This window comes from Aureimonas sp. AU40 (assembly GCF_001463785.1).
GTDB lineage: Bacteria > Pseudomonadota > Alphaproteobacteria > Rhizobiales > Rhizobiaceae > Aureimonas.
In genome coordinates this window covers 1-23,322 of the sequence record NZ_BBWL01000015.1, presented here as the reverse complement: position 1 = coordinate 23,322, position 23,322 = coordinate 1, and the positions used below count along the sequence as shown (strand labels likewise).

At 66.7% G+C, this 23,322-nt stretch carries 22 protein-coding genes; 9 read left to right on the top strand and 13 right to left on the bottom strand.

What is annotated here, in order from left to right; translation table 11 throughout:
* Positions 1-4: 4 nt before the first annotated feature.
* The gene (locus tag AUL32_RS05300; protein ID WP_244497674.1) at positions 5-712 is read right to left on the bottom strand and encodes a cell wall hydrolase; all 708 of its coding nucleotides are present in this window, start codon (positions 710-712) and stop codon (positions 5-7) included.
* A 134-nt stretch (positions 713-846) separates the two neighbouring features.
* On the bottom strand, positions 847-1,824 hold the full coding sequence (locus AUL32_RS05295) for a malate dehydrogenase (RefSeq protein WP_061975445.1): 978 nt from the start codon (positions 1,822-1,824) through the stop codon (positions 847-849).
* Positions 1,825-2,195: 371 nt separating this feature from the next.
* On the opposite strand from AUL32_RS05295, the gene AUL32_RS05290 reads away from it, so the two are divergent.
* Positions 2,196-4,385: a TonB-dependent siderophore receptor gene (locus tag AUL32_RS05290; protein WP_062112361.1), complete on the top strand. Its 2,190-nt coding sequence runs from the start codon at positions 2,196-2,198 to the stop codon at positions 4,383-4,385.
* Positions 4,386-4,665: 280 nt separating this feature from the next.
* Entirely contained in the window at positions 4,666-5,826 is a 1,161-nt protein-coding gene (locus AUL32_RS05285; protein WP_062112360.1) for a GGDEF domain-containing protein, read from the top strand.
* 28 nt (positions 5,827-5,854) lie between these two features.
* Here the strand turns inward: AUL32_RS05285 and AUL32_RS05280 are convergent, their stop codons facing one another.
* A complete protein-coding gene (locus tag AUL32_RS05280) occupies positions 5,855-7,597 on the bottom strand; it encodes an ABC transporter ATP-binding protein (RefSeq protein ID WP_062112359.1) in 1,743 nt (580 codons plus the stop codon).
* A gap of 224 nt (positions 7,598-7,821) precedes the next feature.
* The gene (locus AUL32_RS05275) at positions 7,822-8,913 is read right to left on the bottom strand and encodes a siderophore-interacting protein (protein ID WP_062112358.1); all 1,092 of its coding nucleotides are present in this window, start codon (positions 8,911-8,913) and stop codon (positions 7,822-7,824) included.
* A gap of 240 nt (positions 8,914-9,153) precedes the next feature.
* On the opposite strand from AUL32_RS05275, the gene AUL32_RS05270 reads away from it, so the two are divergent.
* A complete protein-coding gene (locus AUL32_RS05270; protein ID WP_062112356.1) occupies positions 9,154-10,659 on the top strand; it encodes an ABC transporter substrate-binding protein in 1,506 nt (501 codons plus the stop codon).
* A 6-nt stretch (positions 10,660-10,665) separates the two neighbouring features.
* Here the strand turns inward: AUL32_RS05270 and AUL32_RS05265 are convergent, their stop codons facing one another.
* On the bottom strand, positions 10,666-11,364 hold the full coding sequence (locus AUL32_RS05265; protein WP_062112354.1) for an endonuclease/exonuclease/phosphatase family protein: 699 nt from the start codon (positions 11,362-11,364) through the stop codon (positions 10,666-10,668).
* Positions 11,354-11,905: a sugar transferase gene (locus AUL32_RS05260; RefSeq protein WP_062112352.1), complete on the bottom strand. Its 552-nt coding sequence runs from the start codon at positions 11,903-11,905 to the stop codon at positions 11,354-11,356. The genes AUL32_RS05265 and AUL32_RS05260 overlap by 11 nt, the downstream gene beginning before the upstream one ends.
* A gap of 72 nt (positions 11,906-11,977) precedes the next feature.
* Between AUL32_RS05260 and AUL32_RS05255 the strand changes: the two genes are divergently transcribed.
* From AUL32_RS05255 to hemA, 3 genes are all read left to right on the top strand, one after another.
* Entirely contained in the window at positions 11,978-12,886 is a 909-nt protein-coding gene (locus tag AUL32_RS05255) for an NAD-dependent epimerase/dehydratase family protein (protein ID WP_062112350.1), read from the top strand.
* A gap of 44 nt (positions 12,887-12,930) precedes the next feature.
* Positions 12,931-13,095 (top strand): hypothetical protein, encoded by a 165-nt coding sequence (locus AUL32_RS25565; protein WP_192847431.1) that lies wholly within the window; start codon positions 12,931-12,933, stop codon positions 13,093-13,095.
* Between the two features lie 141 nt (positions 13,096-13,236).
* Positions 13,237-14,514: a 5-aminolevulinate synthase gene (hemA, locus tag AUL32_RS05250; RefSeq protein WP_062112554.1), complete on the top strand. Its 1,278-nt coding sequence runs from the start codon at positions 13,237-13,239 to the stop codon at positions 14,512-14,514.
* Positions 14,515-14,584: 70 nt separating this feature from the next.
* Here the strand turns inward: hemA and AUL32_RS05245 are convergent, their stop codons facing one another.
* From AUL32_RS05245 to AUL32_RS05230, 4 genes are all read right to left on the bottom strand, one after another.
* The gene (locus AUL32_RS05245; RefSeq protein ID WP_244497672.1) at positions 14,585-15,703 is read right to left on the bottom strand and encodes an AbrB family transcriptional regulator; all 1,119 of its coding nucleotides are present in this window, start codon (positions 15,701-15,703) and stop codon (positions 14,585-14,587) included.
* Positions 15,700-16,911, bottom strand: a complete 1,212-nt coding sequence (locus AUL32_RS05240; RefSeq protein WP_192847430.1) for a pyridoxal phosphate-dependent aminotransferase — start codon at positions 16,909-16,911, stop codon at positions 15,700-15,702. Before AUL32_RS05240 ends, AUL32_RS05245 begins: the two co-directional genes overlap by 4 nt.
* 78 nt (positions 16,912-16,989) lie before the next feature.
* Entirely contained in the window at positions 16,990-17,445 is a 456-nt protein-coding gene (gene mscL, locus AUL32_RS05235) for a large conductance mechanosensitive channel protein MscL (RefSeq protein WP_061975424.1), read from the bottom strand.
* Between the two features lie 98 nt (positions 17,446-17,543).
* Positions 17,544-17,981 (bottom strand): secondary thiamine-phosphate synthase enzyme YjbQ, encoded by a 438-nt coding sequence (locus AUL32_RS05230; RefSeq protein ID WP_062112348.1) that lies wholly within the window; start codon positions 17,979-17,981, stop codon positions 17,544-17,546.
* A gap of 162 nt (positions 17,982-18,143) precedes the next feature.
* Between AUL32_RS05230 and AUL32_RS05225 the strand changes: the two genes are divergently transcribed.
* Genes AUL32_RS05225 through AUL32_RS05215 form a run of 3 tightly spaced genes read left to right on the top strand, consistent with a single transcriptional unit; the run spans position 18,144 to position 20,526 of the window.
* A complete protein-coding gene (locus AUL32_RS05225; RefSeq protein WP_062112544.1) occupies positions 18,144-18,497 on the top strand; it encodes a DUF952 domain-containing protein in 354 nt (117 codons plus the stop codon).
* Positions 18,494-19,609 (top strand): quinone-dependent dihydroorotate dehydrogenase, encoded by a 1,116-nt coding sequence (locus tag AUL32_RS05220; RefSeq protein ID WP_062112346.1) that lies wholly within the window; start codon positions 18,494-18,496, stop codon positions 19,607-19,609. The genes AUL32_RS05225 and AUL32_RS05220 overlap by 4 nt, the downstream gene beginning before the upstream one ends.
* Positions 19,610-19,626: 17 nt before the next feature.
* Entirely contained in the window at positions 19,627-20,526 is a 900-nt protein-coding gene (locus tag AUL32_RS05215; protein ID WP_062112344.1) for a histone deacetylase family protein, read from the top strand.
* 12 nt (positions 20,527-20,538) lie between these two features.
* Here AUL32_RS05215 and AUL32_RS05210 read toward each other — a convergent pair whose 3' ends face one another.
* The 3 genes from AUL32_RS05210 to AUL32_RS25560 form a co-directional block, all read right to left on the bottom strand.
* On the bottom strand, positions 20,539-20,808 hold the full coding sequence (locus tag AUL32_RS05210; protein ID WP_062112342.1) for a DUF6460 domain-containing protein: 270 nt from the start codon (positions 20,806-20,808) through the stop codon (positions 20,539-20,541).
* 126 nt (positions 20,809-20,934) lie between these two features.
* Entirely contained in the window at positions 20,935-22,596 is a 1,662-nt protein-coding gene (locus tag AUL32_RS05205) for a cisplatin damage response ATP-dependent DNA ligase (RefSeq protein WP_062112340.1), read from the bottom strand.
* A 69-nt stretch (positions 22,597-22,665) separates the two neighbouring features.
* Positions 22,666-23,322: DNA polymerase III subunit epsilon (locus AUL32_RS25560; protein WP_062112338.1), on the bottom strand; the 657-nt coding region annotated here is incomplete at its 5' end.

The window sequence follows — 23,322 nt, the reverse complement described above, 5'->3', positions numbered from 1 at the left end:
ACCGTCAGCCGCCGTTCTCCTGGATCAGGTCCTCGATCGACATCGAATCCAGCCCGGCCGGACGGCCGGGCGGAGGCGGCAGGCTGGGAGCCTTGCCCACAGTCATCTGGCGCGCGATGCGGCTCGACTGCACGGGCGGGCGCATAATGGCGGGAGCCGGCGTCTGCACGGCCTGGGCGGCGGCTTCCGAGCGCTGGGGCGGGTTGAACGGCAAGCGCCCGGCCCGCTCGGCCTCCTCGCGTTCCGCGACCATGCGCTGCGTCACGGTGGCGCCGCGCCGCTTGTCGTAAAAGGCGTTCCCGCCCTGGATGGTGAGGTACTGCATGTTGGAATAGGGATAGGAATAGCCGGCCGTGTGGAAGAACATGGCCTTTTCCACCCGGGGGTGGCGCTCGCCGCGCAGCACGCGTCGCGCCGTCTTCGCCGCGAGATCCCGCCCCTTGCCCATGGACTTGGATAGGACGCCCGGCGCGAACTGGTTGGGCTGGCCGACCACGCCGCAGACGGACTTGGGATAGCGGCCCGATTCCAGTCGGTTCATCACCACCGTTCCGACCGCCAGCATCCCCTCCTCGCTGGAGCGGTTGCTCTCGAAATACATCGCGCGGGCGAGGCATTCCTCCGAGCTCATGCGGGGCACGCTGGCGCAGCCGCCCACGACGGCCAGGGTTCCCAGCGCCAGGGAGGTCAGAACGAAGCGGCTGGACGGCATGGCATGTCCGAAGGCAGTGGGTCTTGGCCGCGACTCTCGCAGCCCATGCTTAATGCTTCGTATCCAAACCCGTCACGAAAAAGGGCGCCCTGCTCGGCGGGGCGCCCTCGGCCATCCTAAAAAGGCGGGTCGGTTTAGAGCAGCGCGGACACAGCCTCGCGCTCTTCCACCAGCTCGGCCACGGTGCGATCGAGCATCTCGCGGGCGAAGCCCTCGACCTTGAGGCCCTGGACGCGCTCGTAGGAACCGTTCGAGCAGATCACCGGCACGCCGGCCATGATGCCCTCGGGAATGCCGTAGGAGCCGTCGGACGAGATGCCCATCGAGACCCAATCGCCGTCCGAACCGGAGATCCAGTCGCGCATGTGGTCGATCGCGGCGTTGGCGGCGGAGGCCGCCGAAGACGCGCCGCGCGCTTCGATGATCGCGGTGCCGCGCTTGGCGACGGTCGGGATCAGCGTTTCCTTGTACCAGGCCTCGTCACCGATCACCTGCGCGAGCGGCTGGCCGTTGGCGGTGGCGTTCGACCAGTCGGCGAACATGGTGGGCGAGTGGTTGCCCCAGACCACGAACTTCTCGATCGCGTCGACCGAGACGCCCGCCTTCTTGGCGAACTGCGTCAGGGCGCGGTTGTGGTCGAGCCGCAGCATGGCGGTGACGTTCTCGGTCGGGAAATCCTTGGCGTTGGCGGCCAGGATCATCGCGTTGGTGTTGGCCGGGTTGCCGACCACGATCACCTTCGCGTCGCGCTTGGCCGCCTCGTTCAGGGCGCGGCCCTGCGTGCGGAAGATCTCGGCATTGGCCGACAGGAGATCGCGGCGCTCCATGCCCTGCGTGCGCGGACGCGAGCCGACGAAGAAGCCGGCGTCGATGTCGCGGAAGGCGGTGGTCGGATCGTCGGTGATCACGACGTCCTGCAGCAGCGGGAAGGCGCAGTCCTCGAGTTCCATGACGACGCCCTGCACGGCCTTCTGGGCCTGGGGCAGGTCGAGGAGCTGAAGCACGACGGGCGTGTCCTTGCCGTAGACGTCGCCATTGGCGATGCGGAACAGCAGGGAGTAGCAGATCTGGCCGGCCGCGCCGGTGACGGCGATGCGTTTGGGCTGCGTCATGGAATACCTTTCGCTCCGAATAGGGGACCGCATGGTCTGGGCAGGCACTAGCGCGATTGACCTTGCCGATCCATGACGAAAACCGGGAAAAACGGCTCGCAGGGCACAAAAATCGGTTTGGGCAAGCCGCGCTCCCGGCGCGGATCGCGATCGAACCGATTAGACATCGCCGTCCCTCGCCCACCCTCGCATCATGCCCGGCGGGCCGAACCGAATCAAAACGGCCCGGCGCGATCACAGTTTGGAACGGCTCGAAATCGCGTGCTGATTTCGTCACATCGGAGGCGGGAAGAAAAGTCGCGCGCAAAACATGACTCCAACTATCATGTTGAGCACGCTAAGCAGAATTCCGAGTTTCATCGGAGTCCATCATGCGTTCCCCGCTCCCTCTTCGCCGCGCGCTCCTGATCGGCTGCGCGCTGTTTCATTTGCCAGCCTCAGCACTTGCGCAGGATACGGTCGTGCTCGACACCGTGACCGTCGAGGGTAGCGGCGGCGGAACGGGCAGCGGCTCGACCGCAGCGACGGGTCCGGTGAACGGCTATGTCGCCAAGGAGACCACGACGGGATCGAAGAGCGACACGCCGCTGATCGAGGTGCCGCAGTCGGTTTCCGTGCTCGGCCAGGAAGAGCTCGCAGATCGCGGCGTGCAGAAGGTGGACGAAGCCCTGCGCTATACGCCCGGCGTCTTCTCTCAGCCCTTCGGCAAGGACACCGACACGGACTGGATCCACATTCGCGGCTTCAACGCCACGCAGACCGGCGTCTATCTCGACGGAATGAACCTTTATTCCTATGCCTTCGGCGGCTTCATCATCGACCCGTTCCTTCTGGAACGGATCGAGGTGCTGCGCGGGCCGGCCTCGGTTCTCTACGGTGGCAGCAATCCGGGCGGGCTCGTCAACTCCGTATCCAAGCGCGCCACGGGCGACCGCATCCGCTACCTCGAAGCGGGCGTCGACAACGATCCGAACGGCTATGTCGCCTTCGATCTCGCGGAAAAGCTGAGCGCCGATGGCGCCTGGAGCTATCGCCTGCTCGGCAAGGTGAAGGGCGGCGACACCGACACGGACTATGCCGAGAACTTCCGCGGCCTGATCGCGCCGAACCTCACCTATGCGCCGGATGCCGACACGCGGCTGAACCTTTACCTCAACTATCAGTATGACGACCAGAACCACGTCAACGGGTTCCTGCCCTATTACGGCAGCGTCGTGCCCGCGCCGTTCGGCCGGATCAGCGAGCATCTCTTCTATTCCGAGCCCGATCTCGACAAGTTCCTGAACCGCCAGGTGCTCTTCGGCTACGAGTTCGAGCACAAGACCGAGGACGGCGTCACGCTCACGTCGAACACGCGCTACGGCCACGCCCAGCGCAACGAATACGGTCCGTACTTCTTCGGCTGGTACGACAGCGCGTCAGGCTTCGGCGGCTTCGAGAAGCCGATCGGCCCGAGCTATCTTCTGAACCGTCTGAACTTTGCGCACGACACGCAAGTGGACACGTTCACGACCGACAACCGCGCGAGCTTCGAATTCGCGACGGGCGCGATCGACCACACGCTGCTCGCCGGCATCGACTATAAGTTCTTCCGCATCGACCAGGTGCAGGCGGTCGGCGCCGCGCCGCCGCTGAGCCCCACCAACCCGGTCTATACCAATCAGCTGGCGGCGCTCTACGCGCCCTATCTCAACGAGACGATCGACCTCAACCAACTCGGCGTCTACGCGCAGGAGCAGGCCAAGTTCGGCGACGGTTTCATCCTGACGCTGAACGGACGTTACGATGGCGTCTGGATCGACCGCGACGACCGTTCGAGCTTCAACTCGGACTATGACAATCGCGACGGCGCGCTCAGCGGCCGCGCCGGCCTCGCCTACGAGTTCGCCAACGGCCTCGTGCCCTATGTCAGCGCCTCGCGCTTCTTCAACCCGCAGATCGGGACGGACGCCAGCGGCCAAGGCGTGGTGCCGGAGGAAGGCGAGCAGTACGAAGTCGGCATCAAATACGCCCCGACCTTTATCGACGGCGTGTTTACCGCCTCGCTCTTCGACCTGACCCGCCGCAACACGCTCCAGTCCGTCGCCCCGCTCTTCACGCCCAGGACGGTGGGCGAGATCAACTCGCGCGGCGTCGAGCTGGAAGCCAAGGTCAATCTCGACCAGAACTGGCGCGTCACCGGCGCCTTCACCGCTTATGACCTGACGATCGAGGACGATGCGGATTCGGCCGTCATCGGCAAGCGCCCCTATCTCATTCCCGAAGTCCTTGCCTCGCTATGGCTCGACTACACGGTGAAGGGCGGCCAGCTCGACGGACTCTCGCTCGGCGGCGGCATTCGCTACCAGGGCGACAGTTACGCCGACAACGCCAACACGCTGAAAGTGCCGGACGCCACTGTCTTCGACGCCGCCGTGCGATACGACCGCGAGAATTGGGGCCTGTCGCTGAACGTGAATAACGTCTTCGACAAGAAATACGTCTCCGGCTGCCAAACCTTCGCCAGCTGCGGCTATGCCGAAGGCCGTTCGGGCCTCTTGAAGGCGCACTTCAACTTCTGAGTGCGTGGTCTCCGTCTCTCCGGCGGAGGCCATCCCAATCCCTTTCGCGGCGACATGAAAGGTCTCCAGGGACAGACGGTGGAAGCGATGGCGGCTGCGCTCTGCAGCGCCGTCGTTCGCCTTTTCGGCGCAGCCGCAATCTCCGGTTTATGCCGCTTAGGGCTTTCTTAGGGAGACAACGATCATATCTCGCTCATCTTGATGCGAGCCCGGGTCTTGCCGTCGGTCGCATACGTCCTATTGCGACGGGGCCGTTTTGACATCGCTTGACCTTGGGACCGTGATCCTCCTCCACAAAACCTCGCTGCTGGCGGGAAGCGGAACGCTGCTTCTGCTCTGGTTTCGGGTGGATCGGCCGCCCGCCGTGGCGATGATCGCCTCCGCCTTCGCCACGCTCGCCATCGGCGCACTGCTGGCGGGGCTGGGCGAACACAATCTCATTCCCCCCACCCTTTGGCGCGACACGAGCATTGCCCTCGGCGTCTGCGCCTACACGCTCCTTTGCCTGGGAACGCGGCGGCTCGACCGGCGCGTCGGCGCCCTTTGCTGGGCTTTCCTTCTCACGCCTCTCATGCTGGGCGTCGGCCTCCTGACTCCCGTTTTCGCGGACGACGTGTTCCGAGCCCTGATCTTTCACGGCACGTCCGCCGCCGGCTCGCTCTTCGCCGGCCTGGGACTTCTGACCAACCGCCGCAGTGAACCCTTGCCGTCTCGAATGCCGCTGGCGGCTTCCTTCCTGACCTGCGCCGCCTTGTATGGCGGTCAGATGCCCCTGCTCGCGCTGGGCCTCGCCACGCCCGACACGATTTCCATCGTCTTCGCCGCGACGATGATGCTGAACTTCGCTATCGCCGCCCTGGTCGTGTCCTTCGTGCGTGAGCGCCGCGAGGAACTCTATCGGCGCTCGTCCCTGACCGACGCTCTGACAGGCACCCTGAATCGGCAGGGGTTCCGGGTTCTGGTTCCCTCCACCATTCCGGCGGGCGGGGCGCTCGCCCTGTTCGACCTTGACCTGTTCAAGCAGATCAACGACCAGTACGGGCATCCCGCCGGCGACCATGTGCTGATCACGTTCGCCCGGCTGTTCGAACGCTTCGTCGGCCAAGGCGAAATCCCGGCCCGGATCGGCGGAGAGGAGTTCGTTCTCTACATTCCGCCCGGTCGGACGGAGCATGCGCTCTGTCTAGCGGAGGAAATCAGATTGGCTTTGTCCACGCAGCAGATCCGCTGGAAGGGCGAAACAATCACCGTCTCGACCAGCGTCGGCCTCGCGATTTCCGATGGTATGGGTACGGCCAGTCGGACGGCCCTGTTCGCCCAGGCGGACAAAGCACTCTACCTCGCCAAGGAGCTCGGCCGAAACCGTGTGGCGACAGCGTCGGACGTCGCGCAAGCGGGCGCATCGATGGACGCCCCGCCGGTCTGCACTCTGGCGGCTTAGGACTTGCCCCAGCGTCGCAAGTCGACGTTCATTCGGCAGCTTCGCGCTCGTCGTTGAAAATGCCGTTCTGCGCTTCCACGAGCCTGGCATAGGCTCCCTTTCGCTCCAGCAGCGTCGCGTGGCTCCCCTCCTCCAGAATGCGCCCGTCGGAGACGACGACGATCCGGTCGGCATGGCGGATGGTGGACAGGCGATGGGCGATCACCAGTGTCGTGCGCCCTTCGGCCAATTCGCTGAGCGAGGCCTGGATCATGCGCTCGGTTTCGGTGTCGAGCGCCGAGGTCGCCTCGTCCAGGATCAGGATGTCCGGGTTCTTCAGGAACATGCGCGCGATCGACAAGCGTTGCTTCTGGCCGCCGGAGAGTTTGACGCCGCGCTCGCCGACCACCGTATCCAGCCCCTGCGGCAGGGCGGCGATCGTATCGCCGAGATGGGCACGCTCAACGGCCCGCGCGATGTCCTCCTCCGAGGCACCGAGCCGGCCATAGGCGATGTTCTCCCGCACCGTGCCGCCGAACAGGAACACATCCTGGCTGACGACGCCGACGCGCCGGCGCAGCGAATCCAGCGTGGTCTGGCGCACGTCCAGCCCATCGATCAGGATGGCGCCGGCGGATACGTCGTAGAAACGGGGCACGAGCGAGCAGATCGTCGTCTTGCCGGCGCCCGAGGGGCCGACGAAGGCCACCGTCTCGCCCGGCCGAATGCTGAGATCGATGCCTTTCAGGACGGCGCCGCGCGAGGGATAGCCGAATTCGACCTTGCGGAACTCCACCGCGCCCGGGCCGGCCGGCAGGGGCACGGAATCCGCCGCGTCAGCGATGTCGGGCTGCGTGTCGATGAAATCGAGATAGCGTCGAAAGCCCGCGATGCCCTTGGGATAGGACTCCAGAACGGCTGCGATCTTCTCCACCGGGCGGAAGAAGACGTTGACGAGCAGCAGGAAGCCGATGAAGCCGCCATAGGACAGATCGCCCGAGATGACGTACCAGGTGCCTGCCACCATCACGACGATCTGCGTCAGGCGCATCGAGAGGTAGTTCAGCGACTGGCTGACCGCCATGATGCGATAGGCATCGAGCTTGCGGGCGCGATATCCCTGATTGTTGACCGCGAAGAGCGAGCGCTCGTGCGCCTCGTTGGCGAAGCTCTTCACCACCCGAATGCCGCCGACATTCTCCTCGATGCGGGCGTTGAAGTCGCCGACGCTCATGTAGATGGACTGCCAAGTGCGGGTCATCCGCGCGCCGTAATGGGTCGTCGCCCAGGTGCCGATCGGCACGATCACGGCGGTGATCAGAGCCAACTGCGGATGCACCCAGAGCATGAGCAGGAAGGCGCCGACGAAGGTCATGACGGCGATGAAGAGATCCTCCGGCCCGTGATGGGCGACTTCGCCGATCTCCTCTAAGTCCTTGGTCAGCCTGCCGACGAGATGGCCGGTCTTCTGGTTGTCGAAGAAAGAGAAGGAAAGTTTCTGGAGATGGTCGAAGGCCTTGGCCCGCATCTCGGTCTCGATGTTGATCCCGAGCATGTGCCCCCAATAGGTCACGATCGCGTTGAGACCGGTGTTGAGGACGTAGATGACGAGAAGCCCCAGCGAGGCGAGGACGATGAGGCCCCACTGCCCGCTCGGCAGAAGCGTGTCGACGAAGACCTTCACGGCGACGGGAAAGCCGAGTTCGAGAAGGCCGGCCAGCACCGCGCAGGAGAAATCGAGAATGAACAGCCCGCGCCAGGGCGCGTAATAGCTGAAGAAGCGCGACAACATCGGCCTTCGTCCTTTCGGCATGATCTGGGATGGATAGGCCATTCGACGGCGTGGGCGCCGGAGGCGCAATCATCCCGTACCGGGGCTGTAGAAATCGGGACTTCGCCTGTCAACGTCTTGAAGCTCAAAGCGTATTGCCGGCAAGCTTCCGCGCGTCGCGCGTTTGCGTCGGCTCCCGCTCCCGGCGGACACCCGCGTCCGAACGCGAGCGCGCGATCGGCGCGTCAGTTCTCCTGCGTGTCTTCGCTTTCGGCGTCCTGCGTCAGGCCGCGACGCCAATAGGCGACGACGAGATGCTGGTTGCGCTTCAGGCCGCGCTCCTTGCGGCAGAAGCGCCGGATGTCCTTGAAGGCGTTGAACTCGGACCCCGCCCAAACGAAGACATTCGGCCCACCCGGCCAGGTGACGGCGCGCGCCGCGTCGACCAGAAGCGTGGTCGTGCCCGCCGGGCGGCCCGTGCGATGCAGCCAATGAAGCCGGATGCCGTCGGGCTTCTGGAGCACCAGTTCGTCGGCCGGGCCGTCCACCTCGATGAACACCTCCCCGCGCGCCTCGATCGGCATCTCTTCCAGCGATCGGGCGATGGCGGGCAGCGCGCTTTCGTCGCCGAGCACCAGCACCCAGTCCGACGGCGGAATATCCCCGCCGCCGGGGCCGAGCATCCCGACCCGGTCGCCCGGCTGCACGAGGCGCGACCAGCGGCAGCCGACGCCCGGCGGATCGTGCAGCACGACGTCCACCGCCAGACGCCCCGCAGCGGGATCGACGCTGCGAACGGTGTAGACGCGGGTCTTCAACGCATCCTCGCCCTCGGGCCAGATCGGCAGCGCGGCAGGGCCGGCCTTCGGCCAGACCGGCTCGCGGCCTTCGGGCGGAAGCAGCAGGCGCACATGCAGCCCACCGCTGGCGAAGCGCTCCAGCTTCTCGCCCGCTAGATGAACGCGGCGCATGCTGGGGGAGATATTCTCGGCCGAGACGACGCGGAGCTCGCGAAAATGCGGCAGCTCCGTCATTCCAGCGCCGTCGCCGGTCCATTCCAGCGGCGGGCAGTCCGCGCCGAACACCGCCTGCATGTAGTAGGAAACGATGCCCTTGGCGACGCCGTGCTGCGCGGCGTCGTCGCCCTCCAACGCGATGGTCACGCCTCGGTCGGCGAAGCGGATGCGGGCCAGCGAGCCGTAGACCGGCAACAGGGTCTCGCCTTCGGGATCGAAGGTTTCCGGCACGTCGTCCTGCAGGCGGCGGGACAGCTGCGTCCAGAACCAGTGCGGATCGTCCAGGGGCAGGGAAAGTCGCGCCAGAAGAGCTGATGTCATGAGGCTCCCGCTCGTCGTGACTTCGCGCCTGGGTTATGCGCGAAGTTGATCGCAAGGTTTCAACTGCGGCTGGACTAGCTCGCCCGGCCTCACCTCGTCAATAAAGCTGACTTAGATTATCATGTTTCTAAACTGGCGCGCGGCTCGACTTTAGCGCCGGTTTGTGTTGCGTTGCACGCCCAAGCCGGGGCCCCCGCCTGCGGCCTCGTGGTCCGTTTTCAGACGAGGGAAACTCGCCTCATGTCTCTGCGCCGTACGATCTTCCGGCCTGCCCTCCTCGCCGCCGCGCTCATACTTGGCGCGGGCGGGCTGGCGAGTGCCGCGCCACGCGACGACGTGACCATTGGAATGGGCATCGAGCCCGCCGGCCTCGATCCGACCGTGGCCGCGCCGGTGGCGATCGGCCAGGTCGTCTGGCAAAACGTCTTCGAAGGGCTGACGCGGATTGACGAGACCGGCAAGGTGCTGCCGCAGCTCGCCACGAGCTGGACCATGAGCGAGGACCAGCGGACGCTGACCTTCAAGCTGCGGGCGAATGTGCGCTTCCACAACGGAGCACCCTTCGATTCGGGCACCGCGAAGTTCTCGCTCGACCGGGCGCGCGGCGAAGGCTCGACCAATCCGCAGAAGGCGTTCTTCTCGGTGATCGAGCGGGTGGAAACGCCCGACCCGACCACGCTGGTCGTGACGCTCGCAGAGCCCTCGGGCAATCTTCTCTACTGGCTGGGCTGGCCGTCCTCGGTGATGGTGGAACCCGGCAGCGCGGAGACCAACCGGACCAAGCCCGTGGGCACCGGCCCGTTCCGCTTCGCCGAGTGGCGCCCGGGCGACCGGCTGCGGCTGGAGCGCTTCGACGCGTATTGGAACAGCGAGGACCGACCCGCGCTGGCGAGCGCCACCTTCCGCTTCATCAGCGACCCGAGCGCGCAGGCGGCGGCGCTGCGCGCGGGCGATGTCGACGCCTTTCCCGAATTCGGCGCGCCGGAACTCTACGACGGCTTCAAGGACGACCCGAAATTCACACAGGCCGTGGGCAATACGGAGCTGAAGGTCGTGGCCGGGCTCAACAACCGCCGCACGCCCTTGAGCGACGCGCGCGTGCGGCGCGCCCTGATGATGGCGGTGGATCGAAAGACGCTGATCGACGGCGCCTGGGGCGGCTTCGGCACCCCGATCGGCAGCCACTACACACCGAACGATCCGGGCTATCGCGACCTGTCGGCGGAAGTGCCCTACGACCCCGCCGGCGCCAAGGCGCTTCTGGCCGAGGCCGGCTATCCCCAAGGGTTCGAGCTTTCCATCCGCATGCCGCAGATGAGCTATGCCACGCGCTCGTCCGAAATCCTCCAGGCCTTCTTCGCCGAGATCGGCGTAACGCTTCGCATCGTGCCCACCGAATTTCCCGCCGTCTGGGTGGATCAGGTGCTGAAGGGCCACGACTTCGACATGACGATCGTCGCCCATGCCGAACCGCTGGACATCGGCATCTACGCCCGGCCCGACTATTATTTCGGCTATGCCAGCCCGGAGTTCAGCAAGGTCATCCACGAGGCCGAGCGCACGATGGACGATAAGGCCCGCCTCGCGCTCTACGGCACGGCGCAGGAGATCCTAGCGCGTGATCTGCCCGCGCTGTTTCTCTTCGTCATGCCAAAGCTCGGCCTTTGGAACGCCGACCTGCAAGGGCTCTGGCGCAACGAACCGATCCCCGCCAACGACCTGACCGACGTGCGCTGGGTTCGCTGAACGGGGTCACCGCCCGCGCCGGAACTCGGCGACCACCGGCAGGTGGTCCGAGGCCGGCGCGGCCGCTCGAAAGGCTTCAGCGTGGACAAGAGCCAAGTCCGCGCTGGCATAGAGCCGGTCCATCGGCACCAGGGGTCGCTTGGCCGGCCAACTCACCGGCTGCACCGCGAGCGGCAGCACGGCGCGAAGCGTCCAGTCGACCACGCCGGATGGGCGCCATTCGTTCAAGTCCCCCATCGTGAGGCTCGTCTCGCCCGGCCGCACGAGTTGGGCCAGGAAGGCGGCCTGCCGGCGACGCGCGGCCGGACGCAAGCCGAAATGCGTGGCGAGGACCCTCACCGGGCCGAGCGGCGTCGCGGCCACCGCTTCGATCACCGCACGCGGCTCGAAGCCGGGTCCCGGCAGCAGGTGGACTTCCGCCTGCTCCAGCGGATAGCGCGACCAAAGGAGTTGGCCGTAGTCCCGGCCCGGCGGGCCGAACAGGCGCGCCTCGACGCAATGGTCGCCGAGCGCTTCGCGCAGCCGCTCGAAGGCGAAGGGCTCGCGCCTGAGATGGGTGCGGGCATCGACCTCCTGCAGGGCCAGGAGATCGGCGTCGATGACGCGCAAGAGGCGCAGCGTGCGCTCGAAATCGGGCCGTCTGCCTTCGCCCAGGAAGCCGTGAATGTTCCAGGTCGCGACGCGCAGCGCGGCCCTATCGGACATGATCCCCCTGCCCGCTGCCGGTCACCGTTTTGAGGATCAGCACGAGATCCCCGACGAACGTGCGCTGGGCGAGATAAGCGGCGTCCGCCTCGGCGAGCCGCACCGGCGTCGACATGTCGATGTCGCTGACCTGCGCAAGGCCCGTGATGCCCGGCCGGAGCGCCAGGACGCCGCGCTTCTGCCGCTCCTCGATCACCTCGTGCTGGATCGGCAGGCAGGGCCTCGGGCCGACAAAGCTCATGTCACCGCGCAGGACGTTCCAAAGCTGGGGCAACTCGTCCAGCTTCCAGCGCCGCAGGTTCTCGCCGAGCGGCGTCACGGCGGAGGCTGACATTTCATGCGTGGCGACCGACGCCGTGCCCTGGCGCATAGTGCGCAGCTTGTAGCAGATGAAGGTCCGGCCGTGCCGCCCCACCCGCTCCTGCGCGAAGAGGCCCGGCCCCGCGCTGTCCCGGCGCACCAGGATGACGAGAAGACCGATCAGCCAGCCGAGCGCGAGAAGACCCGCGAGACTTGCCAGAATGTCGAACACACGCTTCATGACGCAGCGATTGCCGCAACTTGCGCGTCAGGGCAAGCGGCGCGCGACGGAGCACCAGGGAAAGTCGAACCCATGCGCATACTCGTCACCGGCGGCCGCGGCTTCATCGGCCGGGCGATTGTCCCGCTTCTGGAGGCGCAGGGACACGAGGTCTTCGCGCCGCGCCGGGGCGAAAACGGCTTTCCCGCCGATCTGGCGACCCTGGACAGCTGGGACGGCTGGCCGGCGGACATCGACGCGGTGGTGCATCTGGCGGCGCTGAACCCGGAGCGGGGCGCGGCTGCCGCGCAGGACGACGCGGCGCTGATGCGGGCGAATGTCGCGGGTACCAAGGCGCTGGCGGAGCGCGCCGCGCGCGAGGGCGTGCGCCGCTTCGTTCTGGCCTCGACACTGCTCGTGCATCCGTTTTCCCCCCGCCCGATCCGCGAGAGCGACGCGGCCGCGCCGCAGAACGCCTATGCCGGCTCCAAGCTCGCGGCGGAGGACGCCCTTGCGCAGGCGCTCGCCGGAACAGGGACCGAGCCTTGTGTGCTGCGCCTCGCGCCCGTCTATGGGCCGGGCGGGCGCGGCGGCGTACAGGCGCTCCTTCGTCTGGCGCAAGGCGGCTTGCCGCTGCCCTTCGGCGGCGGCGCCCCGCGCAGCCTCCTCTCGCTGGGCAATGCCGCCAGCGCACTCGCCTTCGCCCTCGCCAGCGACAAGACGGCAGGCGAAACCTTTCTCGTCGCCGATAGCGAAGCACTACCGCTGGGCGAGATCGTCGCGCGCGTGCGCAGGCTTCGGGGCCGCCCGGCTTGGGTGCTCGACCTTCCGCAGGGGCTGGTCGGTGGATTGGCGCGGGCGCTCGGCAAGGGCGCGGCCTATCAGCGCCTGTTCGCCGGCTTGGCCGTAGACGGCGCCAAACTGCGCCGCGCCGGATGGACGCCACCGGAAACGCTTGACGAGGGCCTGCGACGCTTCTTCGCCGGCTCGGACCGGGGCTGACGTGATCTTGATGGGAGAGGGCACCCTTCTGTAGACTATGCGGCATGTGCGCCCACACCCCTGTCGACCCCGCCAAGATCGAACGCCAGAAGCGGTTGGAAGAAACGCTGAAGGAGAACCTGCGCCGCCGCAAGGCGCAGGCGCGCGCGCGCAGCGAGGCACCGGCGCGACCCGGCGTCATGCAGACGGAGGACGACGAGGAAGAGTGAGATCCTACTCCCATTGTCGGCAAGACGGGCCATGCATTCGTGCATGGGACGGTCCCGTTTCGTCCGCCCTGACAGGTCTTCGACAGGTGGACTTTAAAGGTCCGGAACCTTAGAAACCTTCTCACGAAGGAGTTCCGGATGATCGACTATCAGTCCCATTTCGAATCCGCGATCGAAGCTCTCCACGCCGAACGGCGCTACCGGGTCTTCGCCGATCTCGAGCGTATCGTCGGACGCTTCCCCACTGCGATCTGGCGCAACGAGGGAACTGCGCGGGAGATCACCGTCTGGTGCTCCAACGACTATCTCGGCATGGGCCAGCACCCGAGCGTGCTGGATGCGATGACGCAGACGGCCGCGAGCATGGGCTCGGGCGCCGGCGGCACGCGCAACATCTCCGGCACCAATCATCCGCTGGTCGAGCTGGAGCGCGAGCTTGCCGATCTGCACGACAAGGAAGCGGCGCTGGTCTTCACCTCGGGCTTCGTGTCCAACGAGGCGTCGATCTCGACCATCGCCAAGCTGCTGCCGGACTGCCTCATCTTCTCCGACGAGCTGAACCATGCCTCGATGATCGAGGGCGTGCGCAAGTCCGGCTCGCGCAAGCACGTCTTCCGGCACAACGATCTCCAGCATCTCGAAGAGCTTTTGAAGGCCGCCGACCCGGAGCGCCCCAAGCTCATCGTGTTCGAGAGCGTCTATTCCATGGACGGCGACATCGCGCCGATCGCCGCGATCTGCGATCTGGCTGACCGCTACAACGCCATGACCTATATCGACGAGGTCCATGCGGTCGGCATGTACGGCCATCGCGGCGGCGGTATTTGCGAACGCGACGGCGTGGCGCATCGGCTCGACGTGATCGAGGGAACGCTCGCCAAGGCCTTCGGCGTGCTCGGCGGCTACATCGCCGGGAGCCGCGCCCTGATCGACGCCGTGCGCTCCTACGCGCCGGGCTTCATCTTCACCACCGCCCTGCCCCCCGCGCTGGCGGCGGCGGCGGCGGCCTCGATCCGCCATCTCAAGACCTCGCAGGCTGAGCGCGACGGACAGCAGCGTCAGGCCGCGCGGGCGAAGGCGGAGTTCGCGTCCGCCGACCTCCCCGTCATGCCCTCCGACACGCATATCGTGCCTGTGCTCGTGGGCGATGCCGAGCTTTGCAAGCAGGCGAGCGACCGGCTCCTGAAGGTGCACGGCATCTACATTCAGCCGATCAACTACCCGACCGTGCCGCGCGGCACCGAGCGCCTGCGCATCACGCCGACGCCGCTCCACACCGACGCGCTGATTGCCGGCCTTCGCGACGCCCTAGTCGAGACCTGGACGGCGCTCGGCATTCCCTTCGCCTCCTCCCAGCCGGCGAGCGAGGATCGGCGCGAGGACGTCACGTCTCTGCTCGTCGCCCAGGCGGGCGGCTGAACGCTTTTACGCTCTTCCACAACGCAAAACGCCGGGCGCGATGCCTGGCGTTTTGCGTTGTGGTGCTCGCCTACTTCGGCGCGTCCGGTCCGCTCGTGTCGTGCGCGTCCGCCTCGGGTGCGGCCTCGCGCTCGACGATGTTGCGCTCGGTCCGCTGGCGCGGCAGCTGACGGGCGAGGATCGGCACGATCATCGCCAGGCACATGAAGCGCACGACGTGATGCGCGGCGACATAGGCCGGGTCGAGATTGAACTGGAAGGCCAGAACCGTCAGCGCCTCCAGCGCGCCCGGTGCGTAGGCCAGCGCGATCTTGCCGAAAGTGATGCCGAGCAGGAGGAGCGCCGCGACACCGGCAAGTCCCGACAGGACGATGCCGATGGCGAAGGCGCCGAGCGAGGCCGGTAGGAGCTGGAACATGGCGTCCCTGTCCTCCCGCCGCAGGCGCCCGCCGATGGTGCAGCCGAGAACGACGAGAGCTGGCGTTGCGACCCAGGCCGGAATCGCGACCGGCGCGATCTCGGTGCCGTGCATGAAGGCGCTGGCGAGCAGCGCGCCGAGGATCAGCCCGCCCGGCACGCGCGAGCGAATGCCGATCCAGGCCAGCAGCAGCGCGGAGCCCATCAGAAGAGCATATTGAAGCGGCGAGCCGACGATGCCGCCGCGCAGACCTGTATTGACGGCGTCGCCCCCTTCCAGCCAGCCGAGCAGCGGCGTCAGTGCGCCGATCAGGAGAAGCAGGCGCGTGGACTGAACGACGATGATGCGCGTCATGTCCGCCTTGGTTTCGGACGCCGCCGCCAGCACGAAGGACAAGGCGCCGGGCAGCGAGGCGAAAAGCGCGGTTTCACGATCCCAACCGAAGGCGCGCTGGAGAAACAGGTTGGTGGTCGCCGCCACGCAGACGACGCCGATCATCTGGATCAGAAAGGAGAGCGGCCAGAGCGCCAGCTGGTTCAGCACCTCCGGCGTGACGCCGGAGCCGGCCTGGATGCCGAGCACGAAGAAGGTCGCGTCCCGCAGCCGTGTCGGGATGGTGACCGGCACACCGGACAGGCTGGCCGCCGCGATCGCGATCGTGGCACCGAGCAGCCAGGCAACCGGCAGGCCGGCCGCATTGGCGATCGCGCCGCCGAGCGTCCCGAGCGCGAGGGTCAGAGCCAGTTTCGCCACGGCCCCGACCGGGCTCAAGCCTCGTTTCCGATCCAATGCGCCAGCCGCTTGGCGGCCTCCTCCACCTCGTCCAGACGACGATGGAAACAGGCCCGGAGGTAGGATCGCGTGCCGCTGCCGAAAGCAGTGCCGGGCGCGAGGCCGACGCCCGCCTCGTCGGCGATACGGAAGGCGGCCTTGTAGCCGTCGTCGATCCCGTCCACCGCGAAGAAGGCATAGAAGGCGCCGGCGGGCGGAGCCAGCCGAACACGGTTGGTGGCGAGAAGGGTCTGCGTGAAGATATCCCGCGCCTTATGCGCACGGGCGACCTGCTCCTCGACGAAGCTCTCGCCCCGTTCGATGGCCGCGACCGCGCCGCGCTGCATGAAGGCCGCGACGCCGCTGTTGGAATATTGGATCAGGTTCTCGAACAGCGCGCCGAACTCCTTGGGCGCCTCGATCCAGCCGACGCGCCAGCCCGTCATCGCCCAGTTCTTGGAGAAGGAGTTGACGAAGATCAGCGGGTCGTCGTCGCGCATCTCGTCGTGAAACGAGGGCGCGCGGCCGCCCTCGTAGAAGAAGCGGGAATAGATCTCGTCGGCGATGACGAAAATCCCCGCTTCGCGCGCGACCTCGAGAATGGCGCGAATGGTCTCGCGATCGGCCACCCAGCCGGTCGGGTTGTTGGGCGTGTTGACGAAGAGGGCGCGGGTGCGAGGCGTGATCGCCGCGCGCAGCCGTTCGACATCGAAGCGCCAGTCCGTCCCGTCGAAGCGCAGCTCCACCGGCACGGGCTGGGCGCCGGACAGGGCCGCGGCGGCTTCGAAGTTGGGCCAGAGCGGCGCGATGAAGGCGATCTCGTCGCCCTCGCCGACCAGCGCCGCGACAACGGTCTGGATCGCGTGCATGCCGGAGCCGGTGACGAAGATGCGCTCGGGCGAGGTCGGGCGGCCGTAGAGGCGCTCGGTATAGCCGGCGAGTGCGGTGCGCAGCTCGGGAATGCCGCGCTGCCAGGTGTAGAAGGTCTCGCCTGCCTTCAGGCTCTCGGCGGTCGCCTCCGCGATGAAGGCGGGGGTTGCGAGGTCTCCCTCGCCGGCCCAGAGCGGGATCAGCCCCTCGCGGCCGCGCGCATGATTGATCACGGCCACGATGCCGCTTTCGGGCGCGGCCAGCGCGCCCGCTCGAAGACGATGAAGATGGCTCACTTCGCGAAACTCACCCAACTGCTCCGCGCCGCTGACGATCATGCGGGCGACAGCGGGGGAGTCGATCTTTCCGCTTCGCGCGTCAACCCCTTCGTGTGGCCAAAGCAGCCAAACCCAAGCTCAGAACCCGGTTCCCGGCACCTGTCCCGGCCGCACATTGTGGCCCGAGGCGAGGAGATCGCGGATCTCCTCCAGAAGCTCCTCCTCGCGCGGAACCTTCTTTTCCTCCACCGGCTTGGCGTCTTCCCGACGCTTCAACCGGTTCATGCCCTTCACCACGAGGAAGAGCACGAAGGCGACGATCACGAAATTGATCGTCAGCGTCAGGAAGTTGCCATAGGCGAGAACCGGTCCTTGCTCGCGCGCCTGCGCCAAGCTCGTAGCCGTGACGTTGGAGCTGAGCGCCAGGAACTTGTTGGTGAAGTCGACGCCGCCGGTCACGAGACCGATCAGGGGCATGAAGAGATCGGCCACCACGGAATTGACGAGGCCGGAAAAGGCCGCGCCGATGATGATGCCGATAGCCAGATCGACCATGTTGCCCTTTAGGGCAAATTCCCGAAATTCCTTAAGCATGCCCGTTCCCCCAACGCTGACCCTTCGCTCGGAAGAAGTGTGGCCAACACGCGGCGCGACAAGATGCCTTCAGTTTCGTTCGCAGCGGCTGAAACGGCCTACTGCGTGCTCGACCCGAGGAAATGCAGCACGATCTCGCGCCGATGCGGCCGGGCGCGATGCTCGAAGAGGTAGATGCCCTGCCACGTGCCGAGCATCAGCCGCCCGCGCGAGACGGGGATGGACAAGCTCGTATCGGTCAGCGCGGTCTTGATATGGGCCGGCATGTCGTCCGGCGCTTCGATCGTATGGACATAGGGCGCGCTTTCGGGGGCCAGACGGTCGAAGGCCGCCAGGAGATCGGTCCGCACGTCCGGGTCGGCATTCTCCTGAATGGTCAGGGAGGCCGAGGTGTGGCGGATGGAAAGGGTGGCGAGACCGTCCCCCGCCCCTTGCGCACTCAATCGTTCGCCGACGCGCCGAGAAATGTCGGTGAAACCGCGCCCCCGCGTCTCGAAGGTCAGCGTTTCGATGAACTGTTGGTCCGCTTTCTGCATGCTCGTCCCCTCGCTGGCTGCTTCGCCTACGATAGGTCGCGCGGGTTCTAGGGGAAGCGGCCTGGCGCGGCAGGACGGCGCAAGGGGCTTTTCCCATGCGTTTGCGGATTGCGCGCCCGAGAGAAATTGATTTTGCTGGCCGTGTCTGGCAGCGGAACGATCATGAGCACGCAAGCCCCCATCTACAAGCTGACCCCGCGAAGCGCCTGGCTCGAAGCCGAGGCGGCAGGCCGTTTCGATGGCGCGCCGGTAGACCTCGCCGACGGCTATATCCACTTCTCCACCGGCGAGCAGGTTCGCGAGACGGCGGCCAAGCATTTCACGAACGAGGACGCCCTGCTTCTGGTAGCGGTGGACCCGGGCGCGCTGGGGGACGCCTTGCGCTGGGAACCCTCGCGCGGCGGCGCGCTCTTCCCCCATCTCTACGCGCCGCTGTCGCTCGACGCGGTTCTTTACGTGCAGGATATCCCGCTCTCCGAGGGCGGCACACATCTCTTTCCGGAAAGCATTCGATGAGCCTTTACGATCTCGCGCGTCCCCTCGTCTTCCGACTGGACGCGGAGCGCGCGCATGGACTGGCCATCGAGGCTTTGAAGCGGGGCCTCGTCAAGCGGCAGGACATTCCGCTGGACTCGCGCCTGCGCGTCGATCTCGTTGGTCTTTCCTTCGGTAATCCGCTGGGGCTCGCCGCCGGGTTCGACAAGAACGCCGAAGTGCCGGACGCCATGCTGCGGCTCGGCTTCGGCTTCGTCGAGATCGGCACGGTGACGCCGCTACCGCAGGAGGGCAACGCCAAGCCGCGCATCTTCCGCCTGCCCGAGGCCCTGGCCGTCATCAACCGGCTGGGCTTCAACAACGAGGGCCATGCCGAGGTGGCCGAGCGGCTGGAGAAGCGCGCGCGCAAGCCCGGCATCGTCGGCGTCAATATCGGGGCCAACAAGGATTCAGCGGACCGGATCGCCGATTACGTCACCGGCATCCACCGCTTCGCCGAACTCGCCCGCTATCTCACGATCAACATTTCCTCGCCCAACACGCCGGGCCTGCGCAACCTGCAGAAAGGATCGGATCTCGACGATCTCCTGACTCATGCAGTGGCGGCGCGCGACGGCGCGGCGGCGCTGACGGCGAGCGACCGCAAGCCGCTGTTCCTTAAAGTGGCGCCGGACCTCTCCCTGGACGAGGTCGAGGCAATCGCCGAGACCGCCAAGCGGCGCAAGGTGGATGGGCTGATCGTGTCCAACACGACGCTATCTCGCCACGGCATCGAGGGGCACAAGCTGGTGAACGAGATCGGCGGCCTGTCGGGCAGGCCGCTCTATGGCCGCTCGACCTATGTGCTCGCCGCCTTCCGCAGGGCGCTCGGCCCCGAGTTCCCGCTGATCGGCGCCGGCGGCGTGGAAAACGCGCGCACGGCGCTCGGCAAGATCGAAGCCGGGGCCGACCTCGTGCAGCTCTACTCGGCCATGGTCTATGGCGGCCCGGACCTGCCGATCCGCATCCTCAAGGACATGATCCGCTTTCTCGACAAGACGGGCCTCGATACGATCCGCCATCTGCGCGACTCGAAGGTCGAGGAAATCCTGGCCCGCGATCCGCCGGTCGGCTGGGAGCAGGCGCGGGCCTGATCCCAGCGCCGCGCCTCATGCCACTGCCTCTGGTCCACCATCCCGCCTTCGACGCGCTGTTCGACGAGGCGCATCGCTTTCCCATGCGCAAGTTCACGCGGCTTGCGGAAATCCTGATGGAGGACGGGTTGGTGCCGGGCGGTTTCCATGTGCCCGCTCCGGCCCCGGTGGAGGCGCTGGAGCTGGCGCACGACGCCGCCTATGTCGAAGCGGTGCTGACACAGACCGTCTCGCCAGCCATCGAGAAAAACATCGGCTTTCCCGTGGACGCGCGCGTGGCGCTTCGCTCACGCTGCGCCACCGGCGGCACGCTGCTTGCCGCCCGGCTGGCGCTGGACGGGGGCCTTGCCTGCAACACGGCAGGCGGCAGCCATCACGCGAGCCGCGAAGGCGGCGCCGGATTCTCGGTGTTCAACGACGTGGCCGTCGCCGCCGCGACGCTTCTGCACGAAGGCACGATCGGCCGCGTCCTCGTCTTCGACTGCGACGTTCATCAAGGCGACGGCACGGCCCGCATCTTCGCAGACGATCCGCTGGTCTATACGCTGTCCATGCATGGCGAGCGCAACTACCCGATGGAAAAGGCACGATCGGACTGCGACGTGCCGCTGCCGGACGGAATGGAGGACGAGGCCTATCTCGCCCTCCTCCCCGATCTCCTCGCCCATGGCTTCTCGGCCGCCCGGCCAGATCTCGTTTTCTACAATGCCGGGGTCGATCCGCACCGCGACGATCGATTGGGTCGCCTGTCGCTGTCCGACGCCGGGCTCGCGGAGCGCGACCGGCGCGTCATGGGTTTCTTCCGCGAGCGGGACGTGGCCGTGGTCGGCGTCATCGGCGGCGGCTACTCCCGCGATATCGAAACGCTCGCCCGCCGCCACACGATCCTGCATCGCACGGCGGCGGAGTTCATCTGAAGCGAAGACCGGTCAGCGGCCCCGCGTCTTCATCAGACGCGAGATCAGGAAGATCGGCACCACGATCGCCGCGCCCATCAGGACATAGTCGATCGCCCGGTTGAGCGAGCCGAACACGCTGACCCAGGCCCAGTGGACAAGGTTCACGAGGCTGTCGAGGATCTCCGCCGGGCGAAGGTCGAGCCAGGACAGGACGACGCCAACAAGCAGCGAGATGACCAGGAGCCGCGCGGCGACACCCAGCGGCGAACCGCCCAGAAAACTCGTCATACGACCAGACATGGCACCTCTTCTCGACCCGCTTCGTAATCGTCGAGGTAAAGGCGCGATTGTGGCGTTGCAAGCGCGCGGCGCGAAAGTCCCGCCTCTGTGGCCCCGATCGTCTCGGTCGTAGCTGGCCCCGCCCCCTCAGGCCAGCATGGCCTGCAACGTTTCCAGCCTATCCGCCTCGAAAGCCGGCTTGTCCCAGCGCAGGCGGGACACACGGGGAAAGCGCATGGCGACGCCCGACTTGTGGCGCGTCGAGCGCGCCAGTCCTTCGAAGGCGACCTCCAGAACCAGCCCATGGTCGGGCTCCGCCCGAACCGAGCGCACCGGGCCGAAGCGGCTGATCGTGTTGTCGCGGATATATTTGTCGAGCTGCTTCAGCTCCTCATCGGTGAAGCCGAAATAGGCCTTACCGACGGGCACCAGCTCCGGCTGATCTTCCGGCCCGGTCCAGACGCCGAACGTGTAGTCGGAATAGAAGCTGGAGCGCTTGCCGTGGCCGCGCTGGGCATACATCAGCACCGCGTCGATGAGATGCGGGTCCTGCTTCCACTTGAACCAGGGGCCCTTGGGCCGGCCCGGCACATAGGCCGAATCCCAGCGCTTCAGCATCAGGCCTTCGATCACGGGATGGGGCGGCGAAGCCCGAAGCCCCGCCAGCGCTTCGAAGTCGTCGAAGGCGACGAAAGGCGAGATGTCGAAGCGCGTCGGCTCCAGCGCCGCCACGAACCGGTCCAACCGCTGGCGCCGCTCCGCGAAGGGCAGGCTGCGCAAATCCTCCGCGCCATCCTGCAGGAGGTCGTAGGTCCGCAAGAAGACGGGATGCTTCTTCAGCACCGCGGCCGACACCGTCTTGCGGTTGAGCCGCTGCTGCAGGTCCGAGAAGGTGCCGACCACGATGTCGTCCCGCACCGCGCCCTCGTGCGGTTCCACCCTCGGCGCGCCCCCTCGATCGGCAGGGCGAGCCACCAGAAGCTCGCCGTCGAGCGAGCCGTCATAGGTCATGAAGTCGAGAAGATCGGGAAAAGCGCCGGAAATGTCATCGCCGGTCCGGGAATAGAGCCGGCGCACCCCGCGCTCCACGGTCGCCTGAACGCGGATACCGTCCCACTTCCATTCGGCGGCGTAGGTCGAGGGGTCGATCCGGCCATAGTCCGGCTCTTCCAGCGGCTGCGACAGCATAACGGGCCGAAACGGCGCGGCGGCGGCCGAGACCGGCTTATCGCCCTCGCCTTCCAGCCAGGCGAAGAGATCCTCGTAGGGCGCGCGCAGCCCGTGCCAGAGCTCCTCGATCTCGGCGATCTCCTTGCCGCCGAAATCGGCCAACGCCTGCTTGGCGAGGCGGGACGAGACGCCGATGCGCAGCGAGCCGGTGACGAGTTTCAAGAGCGCGTAGCGGCCCGAGGAATCCAGCCGGTCGAGCCATTCCTCCACCAGTTTCGGCCCTTCCGCGCGCGTTGCCGCGTCCAGCACTGTTACCACCTCAGAGAGGCTGGGAATGTCGTTGCGCCCCCTCGCCTCGCCGTCATGCGGCGAGGGCCAGACGAGCGCAATGGTCTCTGCGAGATCGCCGACATAATCATAGGAATAGCCGAACAGGACTTCGTCCATCCGACTAGCCATCAGTTCACGCAGCATGGCCGGCTTCACCGAGCGGATGTCGAGTTCTCCCGTCAGTGCCGCCAGCGCCGTGCCCCGCTCAGGGTCGGGCACGACCCGGAAATAGTCCACCATCAGCTTCAGCTTGCCGTTGCGCGACGGCGTGAGAACGAGGCGGTCGAGAAGTTCGGCAAAGCGCTGCAAGGCGGCTCGCTCCGATGGAAGGCCCTTGGTCGACCGCTTTAACTAGGGCCGAGGGCTCGTCTCGGAAGCCTAGCAGGCCGCAGGCAAAGGCCGGGCGAAGGCCGACAGCGCCTTCTCCGCGCGCCGCTGCAGGTGATGGCGCGCGCTATAGACAGCGTCGGCCTCCATGCCGGGCTCGCGCACCAGCCATTCCAGGTAGTCGGTCGGCACATCGCGCAGGAGGGCATTGCGATGCCGGCCGAAGCGAAGCCGCGCCAGGAGAGCCGGCTCGTTCGACACGCGCTCGGCTCGCTCCAGATAATCCGAAAGGTCGCGGCAGCGCGGCAGCAGCTCGGCCGTGATGCGGCGCAGGAGCACCGCCGTGCAGAGCGCATCGAACAAAGCGCGGTGCGGGTGAAGCCCTTCGAGATCCGACGCGACGTCGGACAGGTCGAGCGGCACGTATTTGACCAGCGACTGCAACCCATGCGCCCGCACGTCCGGGAAGGCCCGCAGCGCCAGCTTGTAGGTGCAGAGCCAAGTGCCAGACAGGCGAAGCCGCGAGCGGTCGAAACTCGCGCGCTGGGCGGCGAAGAGACGGCTCGTCGCGAAAGGCTGCACGGCCTCGCTGAAGGGCGGTGCGCCCACCAGCATCTCGTCGCTGATCTTATGGACGCGCCGCGCATGCGGGTTGATCTCGATACCGGCGGGATCGGCCAGGGTCTGCATCGGGTTGAAGATGCGACC

Bases quoted from the DNA above. Each gene is read 5' to 3' on its own strand.
- AUL32_RS05270 (WP_062112356.1), top strand. From the start codon at position 9,154: ATGTCTCTGCGCCGTACGATCTTCCGGCCTGCCCTCCTCGCCGCCGCG.
- AUL32_RS05225 (WP_062112544.1), top strand. From the start codon at position 18,144: ATGAGCACGCAAGCCCCCATCTACAAGCTGACCCCGCGAAGCGCCTGG.
- AUL32_RS05220 (WP_062112346.1), top strand. From the start codon at position 18,494: ATGAGCCTTTACGATCTCGCGCGTCCCCTCGTCTTCCGACTGGACGCG.
- AUL32_RS05215 (WP_062112344.1), top strand. From the start codon at position 19,627: ATGCCACTGCCTCTGGTCCACCATCCCGCCTTCGACGCGCTGTTCGAC.
- AUL32_RS05255 (WP_062112350.1), top strand. From the start codon at position 11,978: ATGCGCATACTCGTCACCGGCGGCCGCGGCTTCATCGGCCGGGCGATT.
- AUL32_RS05295 (WP_061975445.1), bottom strand. From the start codon at position 1,824: ATGACGCAGCCCAAACGCATCGCCGTCACCGGCGCGGCCGGCCAGATC.
- AUL32_RS05260 (WP_062112352.1), bottom strand. From the start codon at position 11,905: ATGAAGCGTGTGTTCGACATTCTGGCAAGTCTCGCGGGTCTTCTCGCG.
- AUL32_RS05275 (WP_062112358.1), bottom strand. From the start codon at position 8,913: ATGACATCAGCTCTTCTGGCGCGACTTTCCCTGCCCCTGGACGATCCG.
- AUL32_RS05280 (WP_062112359.1), bottom strand. From the start codon at position 7,597: ATGTTGTCGCGCTTCTTCAGCTATTACGCGCCCTGGCGCGGGCTGTTC.
- mscL (WP_061975424.1), bottom strand. From the start codon at position 17,445: ATGCTTAAGGAATTTCGGGAATTTGCCCTAAAGGGCAACATGGTCGAT.
- AUL32_RS05230 (WP_062112348.1), bottom strand. From the start codon at position 17,981: ATGCAGAAAGCGGACCAACAGTTCATCGAAACGCTGACCTTCGAGACG.
- AUL32_RS05240 (WP_192847430.1), bottom strand. From the start codon at position 16,911: ATGATCGTCAGCGGCGCGGAGCAGTTGGGTGAGTTTCGCGAAGTGAGC.
- AUL32_RS05210 (WP_062112342.1), bottom strand. From the start codon at position 20,808: ATGTCTGGTCGTATGACGAGTTTTCTGGGCGGTTCGCCGCTGGGTGTC.
- AUL32_RS05300 (WP_244497674.1), bottom strand. From the start codon at position 712: ATGCCGTCCAGCCGCTTCGTTCTGACCTCCCTGGCGCTGGGAACCCTG.
- AUL32_RS25565 (WP_192847431.1), top strand. From the start codon at position 12,931: ATGTGCGCCCACACCCCTGTCGACCCCGCCAAGATCGAACGCCAGAAG.
- AUL32_RS05265 (WP_062112354.1), bottom strand. From the start codon at position 11,364: ATGTCCGATAGGGCCGCGCTGCGCGTCGCGACCTGGAACATTCACGGC.
- AUL32_RS05290 (WP_062112361.1), top strand. From the start codon at position 2,196: ATGCGTTCCCCGCTCCCTCTTCGCCGCGCGCTCCTGATCGGCTGCGCG.